The following is a 20281-nucleotide window of genomic DNA, read 5'->3' on the forward strand; positions in this document are numbered from 1 at the left end:
TAATAAAAAATGAGTTTTCACATCCTCTTCTAGACACCTGCACATCATGGTCTGATTTTGAACCAAATCAGAATATATTCAAAAGCCCCTTACTTTCCCAATATATTCAACCTTTTCAAAGCACCATCTAAACCAATGTGTACTCTCAGAGTCCCATCCCCATAGATTAACAGGGCGAGAATGGCGAGTTTGCTGTTGGCCTTCTTTAGTTAAATGTATTGCATCAAAATCATCTGTCATTTTTTCGAAATCCAATGACTTAATAAAATCCGGAACACCAGCATTTTTTTGTTCATATTTTTCGTGTAACCAAAGTAGATCCGCTAAAGTACTAACTGTATAAACCCGAGCATCCATTGAAGGGATTAGTAACCAACCATCAAGCCCTTCTTCGGGAATCCCTTTAATAAGATCATAAACTTGTATCCAATCTGAACCGTTCTCTTTATGGTAAGTGCTTGTCCAAATACCGCCTTCTGCTTTGCTAATTTCAATTCTGTTTTTTATTGGTAGCATTAGCGACCTATGCGGCTCATTTTCTCCACAAAATAATTGAACAGGAACTGTCACTTTTGATCAAACCTTTTCTATTTTTGATTTTTGTTCACTTTACAATTTATAACGAATTTATTGCCACTATGTTTTTTAAAGGTCTCTCCACTTCGACAATTTCTCTCTGTCGATCCACTTATATTTTTCGTCATAAGTAATGCATGACAAATTACAAGAAAACCTTTCTTTTAGCTCACGTTTTATCTTCACAAAATCTTCCCACTCCATGTTTTTTAAATCAATAACATCCACACTGCTATCTAAATTTACGACTTTGAAGTCTGGAGTATATTGAAACGGAAACTCATACTCTCCCTCAGCCCACAATTGAAAACTTGGACGGACTTCAAAACTTTTTATAGAGCGATTTTGTAGGAGCCATTTCAATTGATCATAATATTTCACTTCAATTTGATTTTTAAATTTTAGATCGTTTCTTATTAGTGAGTTTTTATTTTCAACAACCAACAAACCACCTCTGCTCCTTTCGCATTTCTGCACTTATTCTGCTGTAAACATTGAAATGTCTGACTTGTTTGCTCTTGCCTCATTCCTTCATCGCCTCTTCTAGTTTTCTTAAATCACCCGAATCCATCGCGACGTTTTGGATACCACAGAAAGCGCAATAAATTTCAGATGGATATTCAGGTATTTCTAGGAACGTCCAATTGTCGCAATAGTATTTGAATAATTCTCCATTCACTTTTGTCATTCCGCCGCCTCCCTTTTGCGCCATTCCGTAATTAACTTTTTAGAGTCCTCAGATATTGAGTACAACACAGGCATTTGAATGAAAGATTCACCCGTTTCAAAAAAGTCCTGATCATGGCCGAAATGAGAAATGTGAATAGGGATATCTTCTTCGCCAGCGATTTCATAGGCTTCTTTTTTTGTATAAAGCCCCGCTCTTTGTAGAATTGCTGAATAGCCGCTACTATCCGGGCACCAAAACAAATGAACACCTCCGCCGAAAAGCATGTCTTTATGTCTTGTAGTCAAAATCAGATATTCTTTTCCGTTCAAGGCTTGTTCCTCCCGTCATTAATGTCAATATGATCTTTAACTCTTCAAACCAACCAAGTGAAGCGGATCTTCGAAGTCGTAATTTGTTCGTATTGCACAGCAAGTTTGGATATATCTCCACTTGTTCACCCCTAAAATATTTGTAAATTCAGCTTTTTCTTTCGTTCATTTAACACTTTTCCCCTTACTTCTTTTGTCGGAATTGGCTGGACAAGACGTCCCTCGAATCCTATAACAATATCAGTGAATTCGATACTGATATCAGTAAATCCAATCGATTGATACGGTTTCCCCTTCACCCAAAACACACGTCCGGGCTGTATCGTTTCGAGAACTGGTTCTTTTCCTGTTCTGATCCGCTTTTCAAAAGCAAACGTTTGGTTGGATCTGTTAAATTCAGGTGGGTAAACATATGACTCTTCTGCATTTTGAATTGTGTAAATAACCTTCACCTTATCAAAGTTAATCGAAATAGCTTCAATGCCTATGATGATCCATTGTTTTTGCTCAAACTCTATAAGATCACCTATATTATGTGGTTGCTTGTATAACCTGTAAGTTTTCTGTAACGACTTTATAATGTGCCTCATCCCATCACCTCTTAGAACGGCAATACTTCCCTTAAATTCATCCTCCATTCCCTTTGCGGCAGTATTATCATTATTCATCAATTATTTCACTTTAATTATATTTTAATATATACATTTTGTCAATTTAAATAAATAAAATCCCTTTATAATCAAAATAAAAAAGAGCATCGTTTGATTACGAAGCTCTTTTTATTTAAATGATTTTATTCTAATTTAAAACCTTTTCGTAACTGATTATGTCATCGTATGAAACCGTCACTTCTTTCACTCTATTACCATCAGGTACTCGGAGAGTTACTCGGTCATGATATATCCTTTCGACTTTACCTTTATAACTATATTCACCATCCTGTTCGTCAGTATTTGCATTAAATACTCTGACAAATAGCTGGTCTCCCTTTATCACTTCATCGATAAAGAAAAGTATCCCCTTTGCATTCATCCTGACACCTCTGACACTATTTATCCCCATTAGTTTCCTAAGCTACTTACGGATTTTACAACAAAGTGTATGACGTTTCCCACAATGAAAAAAGTTATAAGGATAGAGAAAAGCAGAAACTTCGAAATGGGTGTGAATCTTCTCCAATTATTGAATACAAAAGTAATAAAGTAAATCCCTCCAATGAGAAGCGCTGTGACAATCACAAACATTAAAATACTTATCACATTCACATAATTGCCTCCCAACTTGTCATTTGTCCTTTTTCGTTGAATTTGGCTTTATAGACAAATTCATTCATGTAAGAACCTGCTGACTCCACAGCATTATTACAAAGTTCTTCATTGGTTGAAAACTCTTTACAGTAGTTGTCCATGATTGGTTGCATCCGCTTATTATATTCTTCAATAGCTTCTTTTGATCCTGCATTTTGATTTGATCCGGATCCAATGACAAGAACTTCAAATCCATTATTTGTTTTACGAGAGATGACATCCTTAATATTAACTACATAAAGCGGATCATTTATTTGAAAATATCTCGATTTGACATCCTCTGATTTCAAATTGAATTGATCTTCCCATAGGTTATCTGTTATAGAGCCTCTTTTGCGCTCAAAAGCTTTTTGAAGCTCGCTATAAGTAGTAGTCCCTTCAATCGCAACAGCTATCTCTTTTGATACACCTTCTACCTCATGTTGTGTACCATCAAGGCTCCGTTCATAATTCTTGGTAGCAAAATAGACTCCTATATTACTTCCCACAAATAAAACAGCTATGGCAACAAAAAAAGAAATGATCTTCCAATTCTCTTTTATGTTCATTTTAAAACCTTGAGGTTTCATCTTTTTATCCGACATGCTATCACTCCATTTTCGGACACAGCTTCTCAAGCCGCTCCCCTGAATAGTTTTTAGACCCGTCACAACCCAATACATCTGCTGGGTCTAGGGTTTTAGACCACTGAGCTAGAACAGTCATAGCACTCTGCGGGCTCCCTGCTTCTTTGTTCGTTAACTTGTATGCTTCTAAATGCAAGTGAGCAGGAAACTGCTTGGTAAACCCTCTTCCCGTTCCTCCTGTGATTCCTAGAGGTGTCCCCTTTTTAACCTTTACGCCTTTTTGTCCCTTAAACTCGTCATTAACCTTACTTAAATGAGCGTAAAGGAAAAGATAATTTTTATCGGGTATCAATAATAATACAGCATGACCCCAGCCATCGGTAGGTGCTTCAAATGCAACTCCATCTCCTACTGCTACTACTGTTTCTAAGTTCTGATCTCCCGGCGGCGTGTTCCAATCTACCCCGGAGTGACCACCTTTAGCTAGATCTCCAGAAGTAAACCCCATTTTACTTGTTTCGCAGTTCTGTTTATCGGCCAATTTAGGGCCACAGTAACCTCTGGCCTGTACATGGCCTTGTATTCTATTTTTAAACGGGCTTATGAAGCCTGTATTGTTGAATTGCGATCTATCGCTTCTGCTATCATTTGAAGAACCGCTCGATTCTTCAACGGCTATTTTTTCTCCTTTGCTACCTGACCTGTCTTTTATGGCATAATATCCTCCTACTGCTACAACAATGATAAACATATACCATAGCAATAGAAGAATGATAAGGCCGCTTGCTAACTTGAATAAAAGTGACTTATTTTTCAAAGCAAACAAGGCGCCTCTCATGAAGGCAAACAAATACATACACTCCTCTCAGCTACTATATCGAGGGGAGCAACTCGTTCTTATTCAAAACGAGTTGCTAAGCTAAAAACTGCTTCATCCTCATCTGATAGTTTTATTGTTTCTTCATCACCCATATCTCTTCTTGTTCTGAACAGTGGTGATTCTATTAATTCTTCCGGCATGATGTGACGTGTAATTGTGCTAGTTTCGTTATAGATATTGAACATTAAGTGTTCATTTTCATTTTGTTTCATTTCTTGGTGCATTTTCTGATACTGGAAGAAGAATTCTTCTTTCCCGACAGACTTCAAAACATTTCTGGCCGTATCCAAATTGGACATGTACCCCAAAATATATCCCGAAATGTTATCTGTAAATGCTTTAATAGCGGCTGATCTTTTGTCACCAGCTCCAATATTGTCTCCAAATAGCTGATTAGGAGAGTTCGTGATAAAAAATGGGATGATCCCCCTCTTCCGTCCCCCTGTAAACACGTTATTTATTTGATTTAGAGCTTCTTCATCACTTGTTTGCCGCTGGCCCTCTTCGAAGAATTTAAACGTTCGTTGTCCATTTTTCTGTGTATAGGAGTGGTTAGCGAGTAACGAATCTAGATATCCTGCTATAAAGTTCTTGATTGATACTTCTTTCTCATCTACATCACTCGTAGCCTTTCCTCTATTTCCATATCGATATATGATCAAATTTGAGTTCTTCAATTTATCAATAGAAATGCTCTTTTTAAAGTAGTGATAGTAGCTTCCTTTTTCATCGAAATAAGGTTGTAAATTAGTTTTAAGCTCTTTAGCGTTTTCCACAAAGTCTTCCGAGAGTTTATCCTTGGTTTTTTCATCATCAGCATAAGAACAGATCTTTTTAAACACATCAAGGTATCTCAGCCCTTTAGATAAATGCCACGATCTTCGATTATCTTCCTTTACGCCTCTTTCTTCATACATATCATAAAGAGCTTTATCAAAAACATTTGTTTGGCCTCTAGTCATACCGCTCTTGCCTGGCATCAACATGTCAAACACTTGTTTTGTTGTTGATTTGGCATCATGGAACAAGTCCTTGTCGATATCCTCATCTCCTGTTAGGGTTCCAATTTCAACTGTGTCAAATGTTCCTCCATCTTTTCCGCCTAAATCAACAAATGTGGCGCCATATACTTTACCGAACGAATCGTATTCATCACCTTCATAGTCATTGATGATAACTCTAAAACCTTGTGATAAGGCCGAGATGCTTAAGCATCGTACTGTAAAAGATTTACCCTTACCACTCATAGCGATAATTATGAAACTAGCAAGCTTTGAACTTGTTTTTAGATTGATTAAATACGGAGTCAAGGTGTTGACGTTTACTCCGAAAATAACACCTGTGTCGTCTCCGGTCTCTCCCGCTTGAATCATCCCAAGTTTGGAAGCGGTAGAGACAGGCATCTTTCTCGATGGGAAGTTTTTTCTGATAAATTCATCCGCAAAGGTTCGGTTAGGAATCTGTTTATTAGCATAGAATTGATACGTCTGCAATACTGGCTCCCTGATAATAAAGCCATCATCCAATATATCCCTCAACTGATTAAAAGCAGAATCAACCTCTTCTTCTTTTTGTCCCTCCAGAGTGATTGTAAAAGAAAATTCTGTGACTTCCTCAATGCCTTTAAGTGCTTCAAATAACTGCAAGCTTAAATATCGTCTTTCTGCACTTGTATATTGTTTTTTAAGTGATGTTGTGTCCTTAATAAGGTTCTCTAATTCACCTTCTTGCGGCTTTTTCTTCCTACGGTCTCTTAGACCAGCCACAGCATCATTTTTTATTAATTTCATCTTCTGAGATTTCATGTTGATATACGAAGGAACATACTCATGAGTGAAAACGACCTTTACATTAGGGTGGTCTTTCATGATCTTGAACTTCACTTCAAACAAATCAGTAGGTGTCATGTACATAGGAAAATCATAAACAAAAGCTGTTCTTATCACCTTTTTATCAGTGAAAATTTTTCTGGTTCCATAGTGAATATAGCCATTTTTGACTTTTTTTCTGGGGGCATCGTTTTTCCCTTTATCTAAATACGCATGTATTATTCGTAAAATGGCTTCCAAGTTTCCTACCTTGTATCTGCTTGCATTTTGCTCTTTTTTCTTTAAAAACCACATCTATAAATTCACCCTTTGCAAGTAATTAATAATGTCATTAAAGTAATGGACGTATTTTGCGTCCCCAAATGACTTTGCCGTTTTATAACTGTAAGAAAGATCTATTATTGAGCCTTCTCCTTCAAACACACCGAAATTATTAATTTCTAAATCATGCCGCTCTTTTTCATTTTTGGTGACGAATATATTATGGATATTAGTGCCGACAAAAAGAACATCTCTTCGAAAGCTCTTATCCATATACACTACACAATCATAATCACCAAAAACCGAATACACATCGCTTGATGGCTTTTTAATGTATACATATTCGACCTGCTCCGTTGGATCAATATCTAAAATATTTTTAAAATATTTCTTTATATATTTGCTTCTGTATGCGTGTAACGGCTCTTCCAAAACAACCAATACCTTTTTCTCGAATGTCTCTTCTAGACACTTAATAAATGCATATATTGCTGTATTGAAGAATCTTGGCTCGCTGATCACCTTGAAGTAGAAAAGACTGGTTGCGGAAGGTACCTCTTTCTTTTCAATTTCTTTATTTAGCTCCTTTTCCTCTTTCTCTAAACGCCTTTTATAGAGCTCTTTTTCGGCCTTTTCTTCCTCATAGAGTTCTTTATATTGATGCAAAGAATCCCGTTCTTTAGTAATGACCTTGAGTCGATTTTTATAAGCGTTTAATTCCTTGTATGCACTATCCAAATCGTTAGCAACATCTTCCTGACGAACATATTCTGTTTCGAGCAAGTTTTTTAATTCAGACAATTCATATTGATATTTGTCCCGCTCTTTCACCAATATTGCAAACTGATCTTCATCTAATGCTTTCTTTAATTCTCTGTTCTCCGACTGTAGATCAACCAATTTTTTCTGCAATTCCTCTTTATCTTGCTCCAAAAACACTCTATCGGATAATTCCGGAACACTATTATCAACTACAGGATGTTCATCGTCTTCTTTTTGAAGACTAATCCCCGTCTCTGGTTCACCATCATCGAAGCTAGTCAAGTCGTCATCCAAGGAATCTGGAATGTTTGGAGATAAATGCAAAGAAAGAGTTCCGTCTTTTTGTCCTCGTGCTCCCCCTTTTCTACTTGAATTCTTCGCTTCACTAAAATTGAGTGCTATGTCATCAAAAGTGCTATCTTCTAACAAAACATTTTCAATACTTCGGTATTGTTCTTCGTCCTTAGAGAAAACTGCATACCGGAAATTCGGTTGACTAAATTCGGTTTTTTGTCCGTCTTTGAGAAAATGCTTTGGAAGCGGTTGTGAAAAAAAGACTTTAAACTCGTCTCCCGCTAGTTCTTCATATTGTTTGCTGTAATCATTACATATCTCAATGAAAGTATGTAACCTCTCCAAAGTCTCATCGGTTAAGTACTTCAAATCAAAGAGAAAAGTAGAAGAGCGGTAAAGCTTTGCAAAGTCAGAGGTATTTTTCAAATCCTCAATATAAACAGGAACGAATTCATCAGTAGTATATTTTTCAATTACTTTCTGTTCAGTTTCATCGAAAGCTATTACCCCAATCGGTTTTAGCTTCATTCCTCTCAAGGCATTTAACACGGTTTCTCGACTTAAGTTTAATTCCACTAACATTTCTAAAGGTATATGAGCTCTGACTGCATCTTTTACAACATCTACAGCTTTTTCATGCACTCTTCTGATAGCAAAAAACTTTTCTCTCAAAGGCTCTTCATATTCAACTGGACGTTTTCGTTTTACAGGGATTTTTTTGTTTGTATCTCCGTTATTAACACTCATTAATCAGACCCCCTTGCTTACTCAATACTCCCTAATATAATTTCAAAATCCATTTGAACCGTTGCATCCGAATAAATAGATGCTACTTTACTTTTTTGTTGGTTCTCTAAATAAGGATTAGGGTTAATGACTCCTAAGACCGTCAATCCCGGATAAACCCCTTCTGTTAACTCAATTACATAAGATAAATCAGCCGTTCTCCTATCAATATAATTTCGAGGATTATACTTATTAACGATCAAAGATTTGTCTTTGACGCTTGCTACTAAGTCGTGCATTTCGCTCATGAAAAATTCCATTGTTGTTTGAGTATTCTCGGTTATAAATAAGACATGATCTAAATGATGTACAGCTTCTGGGAATGCCTCAGCAATACTGAATGGAATATCGACCACAACAACATCATAAAGCTCTCTGAAATCGTTTATGAGCTGAATCAATACTTCTAATCTGACCTCTTCCGCTAACCCTTCATACTCATTTCTGAAAGGTATCTGGGATCCCACCCAATCATAAACGACATCTTCATAAATATTGACTACTAGCTCTTCACTCGTAGCTTGACGATTTATATACTCCGACATCGTTGCAGGGTTAACTTGGGCTATTTCATCTTCATAAAAGTAAGCAGAGCTCCCGAATATAAAATCAAAATCCAAGTAGAGAACCGTTTTATTAAATTGAACAAAGTATTCAGCAATATTAATAGCGCTTGTAGTTGCTCCGGATCCCTCTTGACCAATAACTCCTATTGCTCCCGTAAAAGTCACTGGACTACTTGTGTAACGATTAATTTCTAGTTCAGGTAAGTATCTCTTTTGAAAACTTTCAACCTGCTCTTGCTCCTCTTTCTTAAAAAGGCTCTTCACTTTTGAGAAGAACGGAATTGTATGCTTTTCTTTTTGAGGCGGCTCCTCGTTTCCTTGATCATCATGAAGCGGCTCTTCATACTCTATGTAATCATCCTCCGCTTCCTCCTCGTAATCAGGCTCTACAACATCATTTAGTTCTTGGTCAACGTTTTCTAATTTCCGTTTAGACTTACGTTTTAAAAGTTTACCGAACACGCCCTTTCTCGGTTCTTGTAGATCTTCATCCATCTCTTCATTAATATCTTCATCGGATTCCTGATCACTCGGAAGCTCTTCATTTCGAATGGTCTCTTCATCGATTTTTCTCTTAGTACGGAGCATATCAATGAATGTTTGTTTGTGATTGACTTCTTCCTGTTCTCCCTCTTCCTCATAATCGTCTTCCGATATGTCGTCATATGTGGCATCATTAAAAATCCCGTCTTGTTCTGCTTTTTCTAGATCGTCATACCCCTTCTCTTTAGCAAAAGACACATAGTCTTCATCAGTGAATCCCTCAAATCTTGAAGATCTGTCAACGATGTATTCAGGAATTACTTTTGTCCATGCAAAGGGATATTGATTCTTTTTAAAGTCCTCATATTCCAGCATATTTTCTGAGTAATAAAAATCATTATCTGAGTTAATCAATTCAAAAAGTATGGAGGAATCCATTTTTTGATCGATATATAAGAACTTAATGTCTTCTATCTGGTTATAAAAAAGTGGGTGTTGTTCCAGATATTCAACAAAAAAACCATCCTTCTCTGTTATTAAAACTGTTATAGGTTTAGTATTCATGTTAAATTCAGTGAGGATTGTGAATAAGTTCGCCATATCTTCTATCAAGCGGTTTTTCCGAGCTTCATTCCCACCTTCTAAATCTCCCCGCTTTGCTAAAAAAGCTGTGCTAAACAAAATGATACGATCATACATATACAAGGCAGATTCACGGTGTTTTTTCACATCTTTTATAAGGTCATTAACCGAATAATAGCTAAAATCAAGATCAATCGTAACTTGATCCTGTAACCTTCTTACTTGCTCTTGTATCGCTTTATTATTTTTCTCTCCCCCAGCAATAAAAAGGATCTGTTTTGTAGCCAACCACTTTCACCTCTTTTCTCTTGGTTAATATCCCTTACCGTTTTTCAGCCGTTGATATAGTTTGCTCTTCTGATAAATCGTCGTCTTCCTCTTCTTCATAAACCTCTAATTCAAGATCGATCTCATCCGGATTGTCATTATGTCTGGTTTGGTTTGCATATAACATTTTCTCATCTTTGGAATCCTCAATTTCTTCTAAAAGATCAACGAAAATTTCATTTCCGTCTTCATCTAAAACTTCCCGAACGGCTAAATAATCTTCAAGTCGAACACGTTTCATTCCAGAAGGCTGTACTCTGAGCACATCTACACCCAAGTGTTCTCCAATGACTTCCCGAACAGCATCTTCTCTTTTCAACACTGTTTTCTTGGAAAACATTTTATTGTTAAAGAAACCTTTAAGCATGTTATGGATGGATTCCGCAAACTCTCCCTCTTTATAAATCCCTTCTTTGTAAATGACATAAGTGATCATAGGGATACGGGAACCTTTTTCTGCGGCATCATTCATAGATCTAATCCAATATGCATAAATGTCCTGCTGTTCTTTTTCTTGAAATGTTGTTGTATGGCTGAATAAAGTATTGAATTTTTCTTTGTATCCTTCTTCCGCATCCCGTTCGATGCGAATAAACTCATATTTATTTTTCAAAAGCTCTTCATGCCATCTCGTCATTTCATCTACAAAGATCTTGTCGGCTTCGACTAAATCTCCATAGCCTCCTAGAGATCCGTATTTAATTTGAACAACCACGAACGACGTTACCCTTCCGCCGCTCTGCAATTCATTGACTGCCTCCGCTCCATATTCCGTTTCGGTTATATCTGCAATACGCCAGATTGCGTAAGGAGTCGAATCTTTATTTGTGAGCCATTCACTGAGTGGCTTTTTCCAATAGGACAATTTGAAAATGAAAAAATAACTGACAATACCGATTATCAATACAGCGATGCCTAAAAACTTAAACGCACCGGATACATCCCCATTAACCAATTTGAATATGAAGACAAGGATCACAAACAGCATCATCGCTATAACGGACACTAATCTTCCGGTTGAAAAGAAGTAATTCCCAAACTTCGCTTGAGAAAAAGAGTCTACATCAGACGGGACAAGGAACCGTCGAGTGTCTATAGATTTTTCGTTAAATCCCTCTCTATCTTCCATTTTATTTACACTTCCTTTATATTTGTTCTCAGTTTAATTATAATGGTTTTTTCTGATTTTAGAAAGATTTTATATGAAGAAAAAATGATTTAAAAAACATTTTTTGTATCATTTAGATCAAATAAAGACTTGACACCAAGACGAAAATGCTCTTTTGTTTTGACAGCCAGATCATATTAATTTATATACTTATGGTCAATTAAGAACACAAAAAAACCCGGCCTTTATAGCCGAGATAGCGAAACCAAAATGCGTTTTTAAAAATCATATAAGGTTAGTCTGCCGCCTTTTCTTTAGTATAGTCTTTTAATGATTGGATAAACCCTATACTAAACAAAGCAAATAAAATGAGCGCTACATAAACAATTTCTTTAAAGCTCTCAAACGGATAATATACAGATTTAATGTACATCCCGCTTGCAATGAAAATGAGAATCGCCCCTTTATAAAAAAACTTATGTACAAGAGAACAAACACCAGTTGCAAAAAAAGTTACTACCAAAACCGTCATTTCTATAATAGAGGGGCGGTAAAAAAACAACATCTGAAAAAAATACGCAAATACAACAACTAAACAAAATATTTGTATTCCTTTAAACATTCCTTCTCCTTAAGATCATATTTTATTACAAAAATATCGGGCCTTCTTTTAGTTATATTTCCGGCGCCTTTTCTTCACTTTCTCTAGCATTTCGGACAGTTCTTTAGCTTCCTCTTCCTTAATTAAGTTGCTCCCTAAAAGAAAATTATTTGTTTCTTCAAAAACATTTTCCATCATTTTTATGCACTCATCGGTTAGCTTCACCAATTCTTTAAACTCCGATTCTGTGATGGTTTTATCTAGCTGTTTAGACAATAATTCTTTTAATTTTTGTACGTGAGCATGAAAAATTAAGGACTTAACTGACACCGATTCGTTATTCATTGATCAATCCCCACTTTCTATTTGTGATCTAGCATCTGGCACTGAGCTTTCTCATATTCAGTTGAGCTAACTTCGTCACGGCATGGTCATAGTGCCGTAGCCCACGAACCTATATGGTCTGTCGTGGGAGTGGTGATGACACACCGCAAACTTGAAGGCTGTTCAAAACAGAAATGGACTGAGAACGCTTAGTCATTCAAGAATCCCACTGGCGTTAGCCAGCTTGCCCATTTTATGGGTGGGAGTGTCAACAATTAAAGATTCAATTAAAACAAGATGTGTGTATTTCTGTTTTTTCATAAATTCAATATTTATCCCCTCGCCCATCCATTTACGCCCATCATTTGTTTGAAAGGATATATCCTTTGAGTATTGGAATACAACCGGAGTTTTACCATTGATCTTAACCTGTTCTCGTTTTGGATCAGAGGATATATCCAGTGAGTCAAGCACTTCAAAGGAATATACGTGCTCCGGCTTATGATTTAAATGTTTAACTTCATTCAACAGCTCCACATCATTTAAAAACTTAACCTTCCCATCCTCCCCAACAAAAAACCCGACCTGTAAAGGCCTTTTGTCAATCTCAAAAAATTGTTTTATCACTTTCCCAACCTGTTTGATTTTCGGTTTGTTATTCATTAAATTTATTATTTGTTTTTTCATTTTGACCACAAGAGCAGTTAAAGCTCCATTTACCTCCCCTTTTATTTTTGATAAATTATACAATCATATATACTTTTTGTCAAATTGAATCCAAGAAAAAAACACTATTTAAAGTGTCTTTTTTCTTGCTATCGGATGGTTTTCAGGCTAACAACTCAGGCCATTGCTCTAAAGATACAAAATAATCCTCTTCTCCATTCTCTTTTAGATGGATATATTCTCCTCCATCTCTTTCTACAATTCCAACAACAAGACTTGGCCCATATATCGTACCAACAATTTTTTGTATATAGGACTTAACCTCTTTTTTGACACTTACATTGTTATTCATTTTCCATCTCCTAATTCATATTAACAATTTGTCGTTTGGAATAAATCGCAAGTTACTCACAATGAATAAGATAATATCCTTGCCGCCATTGGTAGCTCACTTAATAGCTTATTAGTCATTTCCTCATTAACCTTAATAGGTTGTGCTACTGGTTTCTTTTTAATATTCAATGTTGTCGGTGTCAGCACTTCATCTCTGTTTTTCCAGCCTTGTTCAGTTAGTACCCAAACTGTTGCCCTCCTTTAAAACCCTAACACAATTAATTTATTTTTGTTGCAACCTCCCCATGACGGGGAACGCTCACAGCCTAATGCCTCTTTATACTCGCTGTGACGAGTTTTACTCACAAGATCTCACCCATAAATCAATAATTCTTTTTCTTCATGTCTTCTAAAACACTCAATAAACCGCCAAATTGATAATCTTTTAATGCATTTTTATTTAAAGACAAATTTCTAAGTACAGTATCAAAATCTGATAGCATTTCATCAATTTTGTTTAATTCCTCATCATTTAACTCAACAGACGATAATTTAACTCGTTTTAATGCTAATTTATTTTGTAGCTGCCTAATCTCTCCTAGGTTGCCCATTGTGTTTTGATTCATTTTTAACATCTCCATTCTGTTTAAAATATGCAATTCATTCAATCGTTATTATAATTTTATTATATAGATCAAAATACTTTTTGTCAAATATTGCTCACAAAGTCTCAACCGTAATAAACAAAAAAGAGAGCGGCCGTTAAACCACTCTCTTTAAACCTTCTTAAATCCTATTTTCAGCCTTTCTCTACGCCGAAACGCCGTCTAATAGATTTTCAAATTCGTCTGCTAAGCTAGCATTAAAAAACCTGACCGCCTCGATAAAATAGCGAGCTCTATTTTCAAACTCTTTTATGCCCCCAAAATCACTTTTTTCTTTAGCTATGTTTATCCATTTTAATTCCTGATTAAATTCTTTTCTTATTTCATCATCGGATAGAATAATATCTCTCTCATAATCTCTAACGGGCTTTTTGGTTTCATCGTTTTTAACCCCAAACGCTTGCCTAATTATTCCGATTTGAATCATTACCCTCAAACTCTGCTCTCTTGTTCCTAAAAATTGAGTGTCTAAATCAATTACTTTTTCCATTTGTCCTATTCATCCATAATTCATCAAAATAATAAAAGCCATTGAGAAAACCGCAGAAAATATACAAGAAAATATACAGAGCTTGCCTAGAGTTTTCTTTTTTGATTTATCTTTTGAATTAATAGACATCAAGAATAACAAAAAGCTCAAACTAAAAAGAAACGAACATGCAAATTTTAAAGAAAGTAACTGTAAATCCATAACCCTACACTTTCCTTTTATTTAGAATATTATTATTCATAATACACCCAGTGAATCATCAATACCTATTCTTTTTATATTCTTCTTCGCATTTAATGTATAAATCAAGTGGCACTTCGTATCCGACCTCACTATCATCCCATGTCTAAAGACGGGCTACGCCCTGCATGGGCTTTCTCGTTCGGAAAATCTGTAATATCGATAATTTTCATAATATCAGTTTCCTAATGCAATTTTTCAATCAACTCTAAATTTTAATTTAATTATATGTTTATATATACATTTTGTCAAGATCGATCCAGAAAGTCATAACCGAATAAACAAAAAGAGAGCGGCTATTAAACCGCTCTCTTCTAAACCTTCTTAAACCCTAATTTTAGCTCTCCTCGGCTCCGAAACGCCGTCTGACTGACTCAGCTCTTCTCGCTCTGTTTTGACGTCGCTGTTCGGCTCTCTGAGTTTGATTCGTGCGATTAGGATTATTCTCGTCAATTTCGAAGTCATAAGTTGTGAATTGACTTTCTACTAGCTCTCTTCCGCTGTCAGGAACAGAAGTAGGCTCTTGAGTTGAAAAGTCTTTTTTCAGTTCGCTTAATGCTCTGTTGAGTCGAGCATAGCTGTCACTATCCTCTGCTACAACATATGAGAATGCACTATCTCGTCCAATGATCTTATAGCCACCTCTTGCGACTAATCTGTCAGCAATATGATGGTGAAGTTTTAGATAGTCCATATTGTTACGATCTGAAATGGCAATGCCATTTTGTTTTGATTCTTCTACAAATGCTTGCCAGTCGTTTTCGGTCATATGCTTAAACAGATAACCGTCTTTAAACGGCGTTGCTTGAGTATTCAAGTTGTGACGTAGGGCGAAATCTCTGAATGCACTTGCATTAGCGTTGGATACGAATAGACCGCCTCTGTTACCGAAGGTTCTACCGTCTCCCCATTTGCCTTTTTTATTGCTATAGCGGATGGTTCTTTCAACAAAATCACGTTCAACACGGCTTCTGACGTAATTTGTCAACTGACGGCCATCTTCTGATTCAGCGATACTCCGAGGCATCCGGATATACTTCTTACCTGTATTCGGATCTTCGACAAGCTGAATATTGTCTAATCCAAGCTGTTGAAGTATGCTGTAGGCTTTCTCAGTCTCCGCATTACTTGCCATGCTCCATAAGTCAGTGGCATTATACCCTGTACTCATAACTTCTTTTGCTTCTCTATTCACTCTTGAAGCAAGCGCCTTTCCTTCTTCGTCATTCAATCCATCTCTCTCAAGACGATTCAAGCGGAATCTAACAAGTCCGCTGTTCAATGCTGTTTGCAGAGCGGATTTTCCTTTATCGGATAACTTAGAAGCTCCAGCCGCCGCTGTTCCTATCCCGGCCGCACCGATCAAGGTATTGATGACCGAATTTCGAAGCTTTTCTCTTGCTCTTTGTGCTTTGCCTTTCAGTTCACCTACGTTGAGGTGGTTACTGAGGAATTCCTGCGTTCTCTGTTGCATGTTGCGAATTTTACGAGCAAAGAAATTGTCAGAAGTGATTTTATTGGCATAACGGCTTAAGCGTTGTCTCATAGATACATCACCTGAGACAGTTAAAGGTGCATCCTTAATCATCAGTAATGTTGGAATGAGGATCAAATTCACCAAGAAATATAGAACCCCAACCAGAATGATTGAGTTGGTGACGGTCTTTCCGGCTCCAAACAGCGGGCTACCACCGTAAGTCACTTTTAGATCTGACAATACCTGTGTTGTATGCCATACGAAGTGGAACACAATATTAACGACAAAGAAGGTTCCAAGCAACATGGTTACGCCTTTCAGCAATTGTAACGCCCATACTCCATCATCTTCACCTTTAGTTCCTCGATCTGAGCCTCCATTTGGATCCCCTAATCTGAGGGACGAAAGGAGCGGCCTTAAGAAGTAATGCCATATTAACCCGATGACCGTTAAGCCAGGAATCAGTATCAGGAATATCAAGCTCTTGATCATCCCGAACGACACTAAATAAATCAAAGACAGGAAGAACGATAGAAGCGTAACTAAGCTGAAATTGTACGAGATAAAGCTTGGTAATGTCAGCTCTTGGTTCGACACCGCTTCCGTACTGTTTGAATCAGTCGTGCTTGCTGGAGCTTCTTGTGCTTGCTCTTGCAACATGTTAAGCGGAACTAAATACGCCCTCAAGAAGTTGTCTACTGATACCGCATCTAATTGGAGACCTGTAGGATACCCATGTACTCCAGACTCTTTCATGAAGTTAAGGAATAACAATAAAGTCAAAGCCTTATCGCTGTATTTCCCATTTGAGTTGTCCTTTTGATAGTTCCTCATTTCCGGTATCTTGTCTAAGATATAGAAATGAACCAAGTACTCCTTAGATGTTTCGTAAACTATGTTACTGCTGATCTCGTCAAGCTTTCGTTTGACTTGAGGTTGGTTCGCTTCATCCTCTGTCAGATTGAAAAGTGCCGGCATGATGTTTCTAAACATCAAAATATCCGACTCTTGCAACGCCGGGATATCTTTCTCTAGCTTTTTCACGCTATATTCACCAAGGCCGTCATATTCCCGTTCACTTGCGTTGGCTCCCGGAGCGGCAATTCTTTGTAAGAAGCCGTTAAATTGCGTTGAGTTAAATGTAGAAGTTGTCGATGTGATTTTCTTCGACCCTTGACCTACTTCTAACCCGCCTCCTCCTGTACCGGAGCTTTCTAAGCCCTTAGCGAACGTTTCATCAAATGCTTTGATCAATTGATGAGACGGAGATTCATTCTGCTTATTGCCAGAAAGCTGAGAATAGATTTTCAGGAAGATCTCAGATGCTGTGAGTGCCTTTTCTTTAAAGACGCTGTCTTCGCCTGCATCTACCCCTTTAAACCATTCTTTGGTGTATTGATACTCGCTGTATTTGGACAATTGAGCATATTCATCAGGATAGCGTTTCGGCTTTTTCGGATTGTTGCTTTCTCCCCTGCTTTCGTATCTGCCATCGTTGCCATCAGTTCCGGCTTGAGAAGCCAGCCAATCAAAGAAACTTGCATCGGTTTTCTTAGCATTTCCTTGACCTAAACGAGCATTTGACCAGTCAATCAGATCTTCTACCGTTACCTTAACCTTGATCATTTCATTTGGGTTATAGTTTTCCGTAGTAATCGATTGGTTTTTCCCGGCCATTGTTTCAATGTCCCTCGTCTGAGAGAAAATACTGCCGTTGGTCTTCGGTGTAGTCGTAGTCAATTCAACTTGGTAATCAAATTTCCTCGGGATATAGCGATCTACAGTTTTGTTTCTGAATAGATCGTTAAAACTGTTTTCCGCCTTATCAACGATCCATGACTCGACTGTCAGATTCCGATACATCGTATCTTGGTGAATGGTCTGAACAGGTACGTTAAACAGAATCGGCATCAGCCTCGGATACACAAGGAATATACACAGTGTAATAATAATGAATGACCCGATTTTTGCGGCTTCTTCTCTTAATGTCCGAATGCCTCGAACATACAAGAAGGCTCCAATCCCTATAAGAATGGTCGTTCCAAGGACTAAGATGTACGGGAACGCTTGGAGTGCATAATCCCAAAAGGCTCCAAGTGATTCAAGACCTTTTGTATCAAAGATGTTAGACATGTTGAAATTGATAAAGTTTTCTGTGTAGAACGATTCGGTGATATCATGCACAATCCGTTTGATGTAAAGACCCGGATTGGTCAGAATTTCTTTGATGATATCTTCTGTTGACATATCATTTGAAGCGGCCAATTGCTCTTTTACTTGGTCGCTGATATTGACACAGCCGATACGTTCATAGCAAACTCCGGTAGATTTACCATCTTCAACTTTGGCCTTCTCACTTGTGATGAATGCTGTATTGAACAGGCGCACTCTATCTTTGTAGAGGTTAACCGCAAGCTCTTTTGTTTCCTCTGGACTTCCCGCCTCCAGCTTGTGCGTCTTGATGACATCATATATGCTGTCTGACTCTCTCCAGCGCTTTTGGTTTCCGTCTACATCGCCTTTCTTATCAGTATCAAGATATTCCCCGATGTTTAGGGTTCCTCCAGAAATGTTAGAATTGGCGATAGACAACGCAGGAAGCGCATTGTTGTCTCTCAGGTTTTTGAATTTCGTTTCATCATCCCTTTGGATGTAGTAACCGAGACCGGGGTAATCAGGATAGTTTGCTTTTTCCTTCTCCCAGTTCCACCAGTGTTTGCTGTTTTGATCGTCTAAGTCTTTTTTGAATGCATCATAATCATTGCCTTTGACGTCTGTATAGCCCCATTTAGAAAGCTGAACATCGTTTATCGATACCAAACTTTCTTGTTTGCTAGGTGTCTTTTTGTTCAATGCCTCATAGTACGAGTACATCAAATCCAAATACCCCGGCAAACCATTTCTCGGGGCCGCTCTTCTTGCGGCTAAAAGGGACTTCAAGCTATCGATGTCAGAATCGCTCATCATCTTCTTGTGAGCGGGCTTCTTTGTGTCCTCAATCGATTTCACATAGGCGCTCACTTTGGTGATTTCTGCGTTAGCGGCATCCTTGATCATATTTTTCATTCTCTTATCGAGGAGAATGTATCCCTTTTGGTTGCTACTTTCGTTGCTCGCTGTTTCTAATTCGTCTAAGGTCTTTTTGACGTCATCGTTTTTCCCTTGATTGTTCTTAACAATTTCCAAACCAATATTGGAACTGTCGTCTTTGCCATTCTTGAAGTTCATACCAATCAAAGGGTTACGATAAAACGGAACAAGTATCTGAGCGGTACCAGTCGTGATATTCCCATATGCATCAACATACAATTTGGTCGCAAACCCTAACATGTCGTTCTTTTTCGCAAACCTGAAATAATCTACTTGGTTGATATAGTTGAAGTCATTCAGGATCGTTGTCTGGTTGTATACGCCCGCTTTGAAATCTTGAGTGACATTCCCAAACCCCAAAAACGATCCATACGATTGTGTAACATATGCATCATCGAATTGAGGCTGTACGCCTACAAGAGCATCTTTGACGAACTCATGCGGGATCTTGATGGAGTAGCCTGCAAAATTGACATATAAGTCTTTTTTGTAGTTTTTGTACTCATCATTAACCCCTTTTCCCGTTAGATAAATATCGTTAAGGGAAGCGGCCTCATTGCTGTCTGGTGAAAGAGACAACGGTATACGTGGAATCATGACCTCATCAGGTTCGTATCCAAACTCTTTTTTAAGATCGCTGTTGTTGTCAGCATCATTAGAGTTATCCTTGATCGTCCCGCTGAAATTAGAACCCGTCAAATCGCTGAGACTAGAAACAATTTTTGTGACCCCGTCCGCTTCTACAATAGAAGCCTGAGCCATGGCTGAAAAGTTTTCGTCTTTGAAGACACTCGAATCAAGTGCTTTTATCTTTTCTGCCTTGTTTTTGTCAGTCGTCTCAATATAGCTTGACTTTTCAGGTTCGCTTGTCTTTTCCTCATCTTCTGCGGCATAGGCTGTTCCCCCGCTTAGCAATCCTCCAAAATTGGAGAAAAACATGATAAGAAGACAGGCAAATATGATGAAAATCCTCAAGGCTTTGCGTCTATACACCATTCCTCGATTCAACTCCTATTAAGTTTTCAAAGATCATTTTTGGACTAAATTAAATATAACATTTTGAGAATCA

General features: G+C 37.5%; 19 protein-coding genes. All 19 read right to left on the minus strand.

Annotated elements, in window-relative coordinates; translation table 11 throughout:
• Positions 1 to 78 precede the first annotated feature (78 nt).
• The gene (locus tag AB447_RS15020) at positions 79 to 570 is read right to left on the minus strand and encodes a hypothetical protein (RefSeq protein ID WP_156415988.1); all 492 of its coding nucleotides are present in this window, start codon (positions 568 to 570) and stop codon (positions 79 to 81) included.
• Positions 571 to 645: 75 nt separating this feature from the next.
• On the minus strand, positions 646 to 1023 hold the full coding sequence (locus tag AB447_RS15025) for a DUF1064 domain-containing protein (protein ID WP_053075377.1): 378 nt from the start codon (positions 1021 to 1023) through the stop codon (positions 646 to 648).
• A 76-nt stretch (positions 1024 to 1099) separates the two neighbouring features.
• The gene (locus AB447_RS26330; RefSeq protein ID WP_172796357.1) at positions 1100 to 1264 is read right to left on the minus strand and encodes a hypothetical protein; all 165 of its coding nucleotides are present in this window, start codon (positions 1262 to 1264) and stop codon (positions 1100 to 1102) included.
• Complete coding sequence (locus AB447_RS15030) at positions 1261 to 1575, minus strand: hypothetical protein (protein WP_048353738.1); 315 nt, start codon at positions 1573 to 1575, stop codon at positions 1261 to 1263. The genes AB447_RS26330 and AB447_RS15030 overlap by 4 nt, the downstream gene beginning before the upstream one ends.
• A gap of 131 nt (positions 1576 to 1706) precedes the next feature.
• Positions 1707 to 2243: a hypothetical protein gene (locus tag AB447_RS15035; protein WP_048353739.1), complete on the minus strand. Its 537-nt coding sequence runs from the start codon at positions 2241 to 2243 to the stop codon at positions 1707 to 1709.
• 130 nt (positions 2244 to 2373) lie between these two features.
• Complete coding sequence (locus AB447_RS15040; RefSeq protein WP_048353740.1) at positions 2374 to 2607, minus strand: hypothetical protein; 234 nt, start codon at positions 2605 to 2607, stop codon at positions 2374 to 2376.
• A 229-nt stretch (positions 2608 to 2836) separates the two neighbouring features.
• Positions 2837 to 3466 (minus strand): hypothetical protein, encoded by a 630-nt coding sequence (locus tag AB447_RS15050; protein ID WP_048353742.1) that lies wholly within the window; start codon positions 3464 to 3466, stop codon positions 2837 to 2839.
• Between the two features lie 4 nt (positions 3467 to 3470).
• Positions 3471 to 4298, minus strand: a complete 828-nt coding sequence (locus AB447_RS15055) for a M23 family metallopeptidase (protein ID WP_053075378.1) — start codon at positions 4296 to 4298, stop codon at positions 3471 to 3473.
• A 47-nt stretch (positions 4299 to 4345) separates the two neighbouring features.
• Positions 4346 to 6451: a helicase HerA domain-containing protein gene (locus AB447_RS15060; protein ID WP_048353743.1), complete on the minus strand. Its 2106-nt coding sequence runs from the start codon at positions 6449 to 6451 to the stop codon at positions 4346 to 4348.
• On the minus strand, positions 6452 to 8221 hold the full coding sequence (locus tag AB447_RS15065; RefSeq protein WP_048353744.1) for a hypothetical protein: 1770 nt from the start codon (positions 8219 to 8221) through the stop codon (positions 6452 to 6454). It lies immediately after the preceding gene.
• A gap of 17 nt (positions 8222 to 8238) precedes the next feature.
• A complete protein-coding gene (locus tag AB447_RS15070) occupies positions 8239 to 10179 on the minus strand; it encodes an AAA family ATPase (protein ID WP_048353745.1) in 1941 nt (646 codons plus the stop codon).
• 34 nt (positions 10180 to 10213) lie between these two features.
• A complete protein-coding gene (locus tag AB447_RS15075) occupies positions 10214 to 11347 on the minus strand; it encodes a hypothetical protein (RefSeq protein WP_156415989.1) in 1134 nt (377 codons plus the stop codon).
• Positions 11348 to 11621: 274 nt separating this feature from the next.
• Positions 11622 to 11948: a hypothetical protein gene (locus AB447_RS15080; RefSeq protein WP_048353747.1), complete on the minus strand. Its 327-nt coding sequence runs from the start codon at positions 11946 to 11948 to the stop codon at positions 11622 to 11624.
• Positions 11949 to 11996: 48 nt separating this feature from the next.
• A complete protein-coding gene (locus AB447_RS15085; RefSeq protein ID WP_048353748.1) occupies positions 11997 to 12272 on the minus strand; it encodes a 2-hydroxyacyl-CoA dehydratase in 276 nt (91 codons plus the stop codon).
• Between the two features lie 192 nt (positions 12273 to 12464).
• Positions 12465 to 13001, minus strand: coding sequence for a hypothetical protein (locus tag AB447_RS15090; RefSeq protein ID WP_156415990.1), 537 nt, complete (start codon positions 12999 to 13001; stop codon positions 12465 to 12467).
• Between the two features lie 79 nt (positions 13002 to 13080).
• The gene (locus tag AB447_RS15095; protein WP_048353750.1) at positions 13081 to 13269 is read right to left on the minus strand and encodes a hypothetical protein; all 189 of its coding nucleotides are present in this window, start codon (positions 13267 to 13269) and stop codon (positions 13081 to 13083) included.
• Between the two features lie 364 nt (positions 13270 to 13633).
• Positions 13634 to 13876 (minus strand): hypothetical protein, encoded by a 243-nt coding sequence (locus tag AB447_RS15100; protein ID WP_048353751.1) that lies wholly within the window; start codon positions 13874 to 13876, stop codon positions 13634 to 13636.
• 184 nt (positions 13877 to 14060) lie between these two features.
• Positions 14061 to 14405 (minus strand): hypothetical protein, encoded by a 345-nt coding sequence (locus AB447_RS15105; protein ID WP_048353752.1) that lies wholly within the window; start codon positions 14403 to 14405, stop codon positions 14061 to 14063.
• 577 nt (positions 14406 to 14982) lie between these two features.
• Complete coding sequence (locus AB447_RS15110; protein ID WP_057957630.1) at positions 14983 to 20208, minus strand: hypothetical protein; 5226 nt, start codon at positions 20206 to 20208, stop codon at positions 14983 to 14985.
• Positions 20209 to 20281: the final 73 nt, after the last annotated feature.

Source organism: Bacillus glycinifermentans (assembly GCF_001042475.2).
GTDB lineage: Bacteria > Bacillota > Bacilli > Bacillales > Bacillaceae > Bacillus > Bacillus glycinifermentans.

Coding starts and splice junctions, on each gene's coding strand:
- AB447_RS15080 (WP_048353747.1), bottom strand. CDS start 11,948: ATGTTTAAAGGAATACAAATATTTTGTTTAGTTGTTGTATTTGCGTAT.
- AB447_RS15085 (WP_048353748.1), bottom strand. CDS start 12,272: ATGAATAACGAATCGGTGTCAGTTAAGTCCTTAATTTTTCATGCTCAC.
- AB447_RS15100 (WP_048353751.1), bottom strand. CDS start 13,876: ATGAATCAAAACACAATGGGCAACCTAGGAGAGATTAGGCAGCTACAA.
- AB447_RS15075 (WP_156415989.1), bottom strand. CDS start 11,347: ATGGAAGATAGAGAGGGATTTAACGAAAAATCTATAGACACTCGACGG.
- AB447_RS15035 (WP_048353739.1), bottom strand. CDS start 2,243: ATGAATAATGATAATACTGCCGCAAAGGGAATGGAGGATGAATTTAAG.
- AB447_RS15105 (WP_048353752.1), bottom strand. CDS start 14,405: ATGGAAAAAGTAATTGATTTAGACACTCAATTTTTAGGAACAAGAGAG.
- AB447_RS15110 (WP_057957630.1), bottom strand. CDS start 20,208: ATGGTGTATAGACGCAAAGCCTTGAGGATTTTCATCATATTTGCCTGT.
- AB447_RS15065 (WP_048353744.1), bottom strand. CDS start 8,221: ATGAGTGTTAATAACGGAGATACAAACAAAAAAATCCCTGTAAAACGA.
- AB447_RS15060 (WP_048353743.1), bottom strand. CDS start 6,451: ATGTGGTTTTTAAAGAAAAAAGAGCAAAATGCAAGCAGATACAAGGTA.
- AB447_RS15050 (WP_048353742.1), bottom strand. CDS start 3,466: ATGTCGGATAAAAAGATGAAACCTCAAGGTTTTAAAATGAACATAAAA.
- AB447_RS26330 (WP_172796357.1), bottom strand. CDS start 1,264: ATGACAAAAGTGAATGGAGAATTATTCAAATACTATTGCGACAATTGG.
- AB447_RS15095 (WP_048353750.1), bottom strand. CDS start 13,269: ATGAATAACAATGTAAGTGTCAAAAAAGAGGTTAAGTCCTATATACAA.
- AB447_RS15040 (WP_048353740.1), bottom strand. CDS start 2,607: ATGAATGCAAAGGGGATACTTTTCTTTATCGATGAAGTGATAAAGGGA.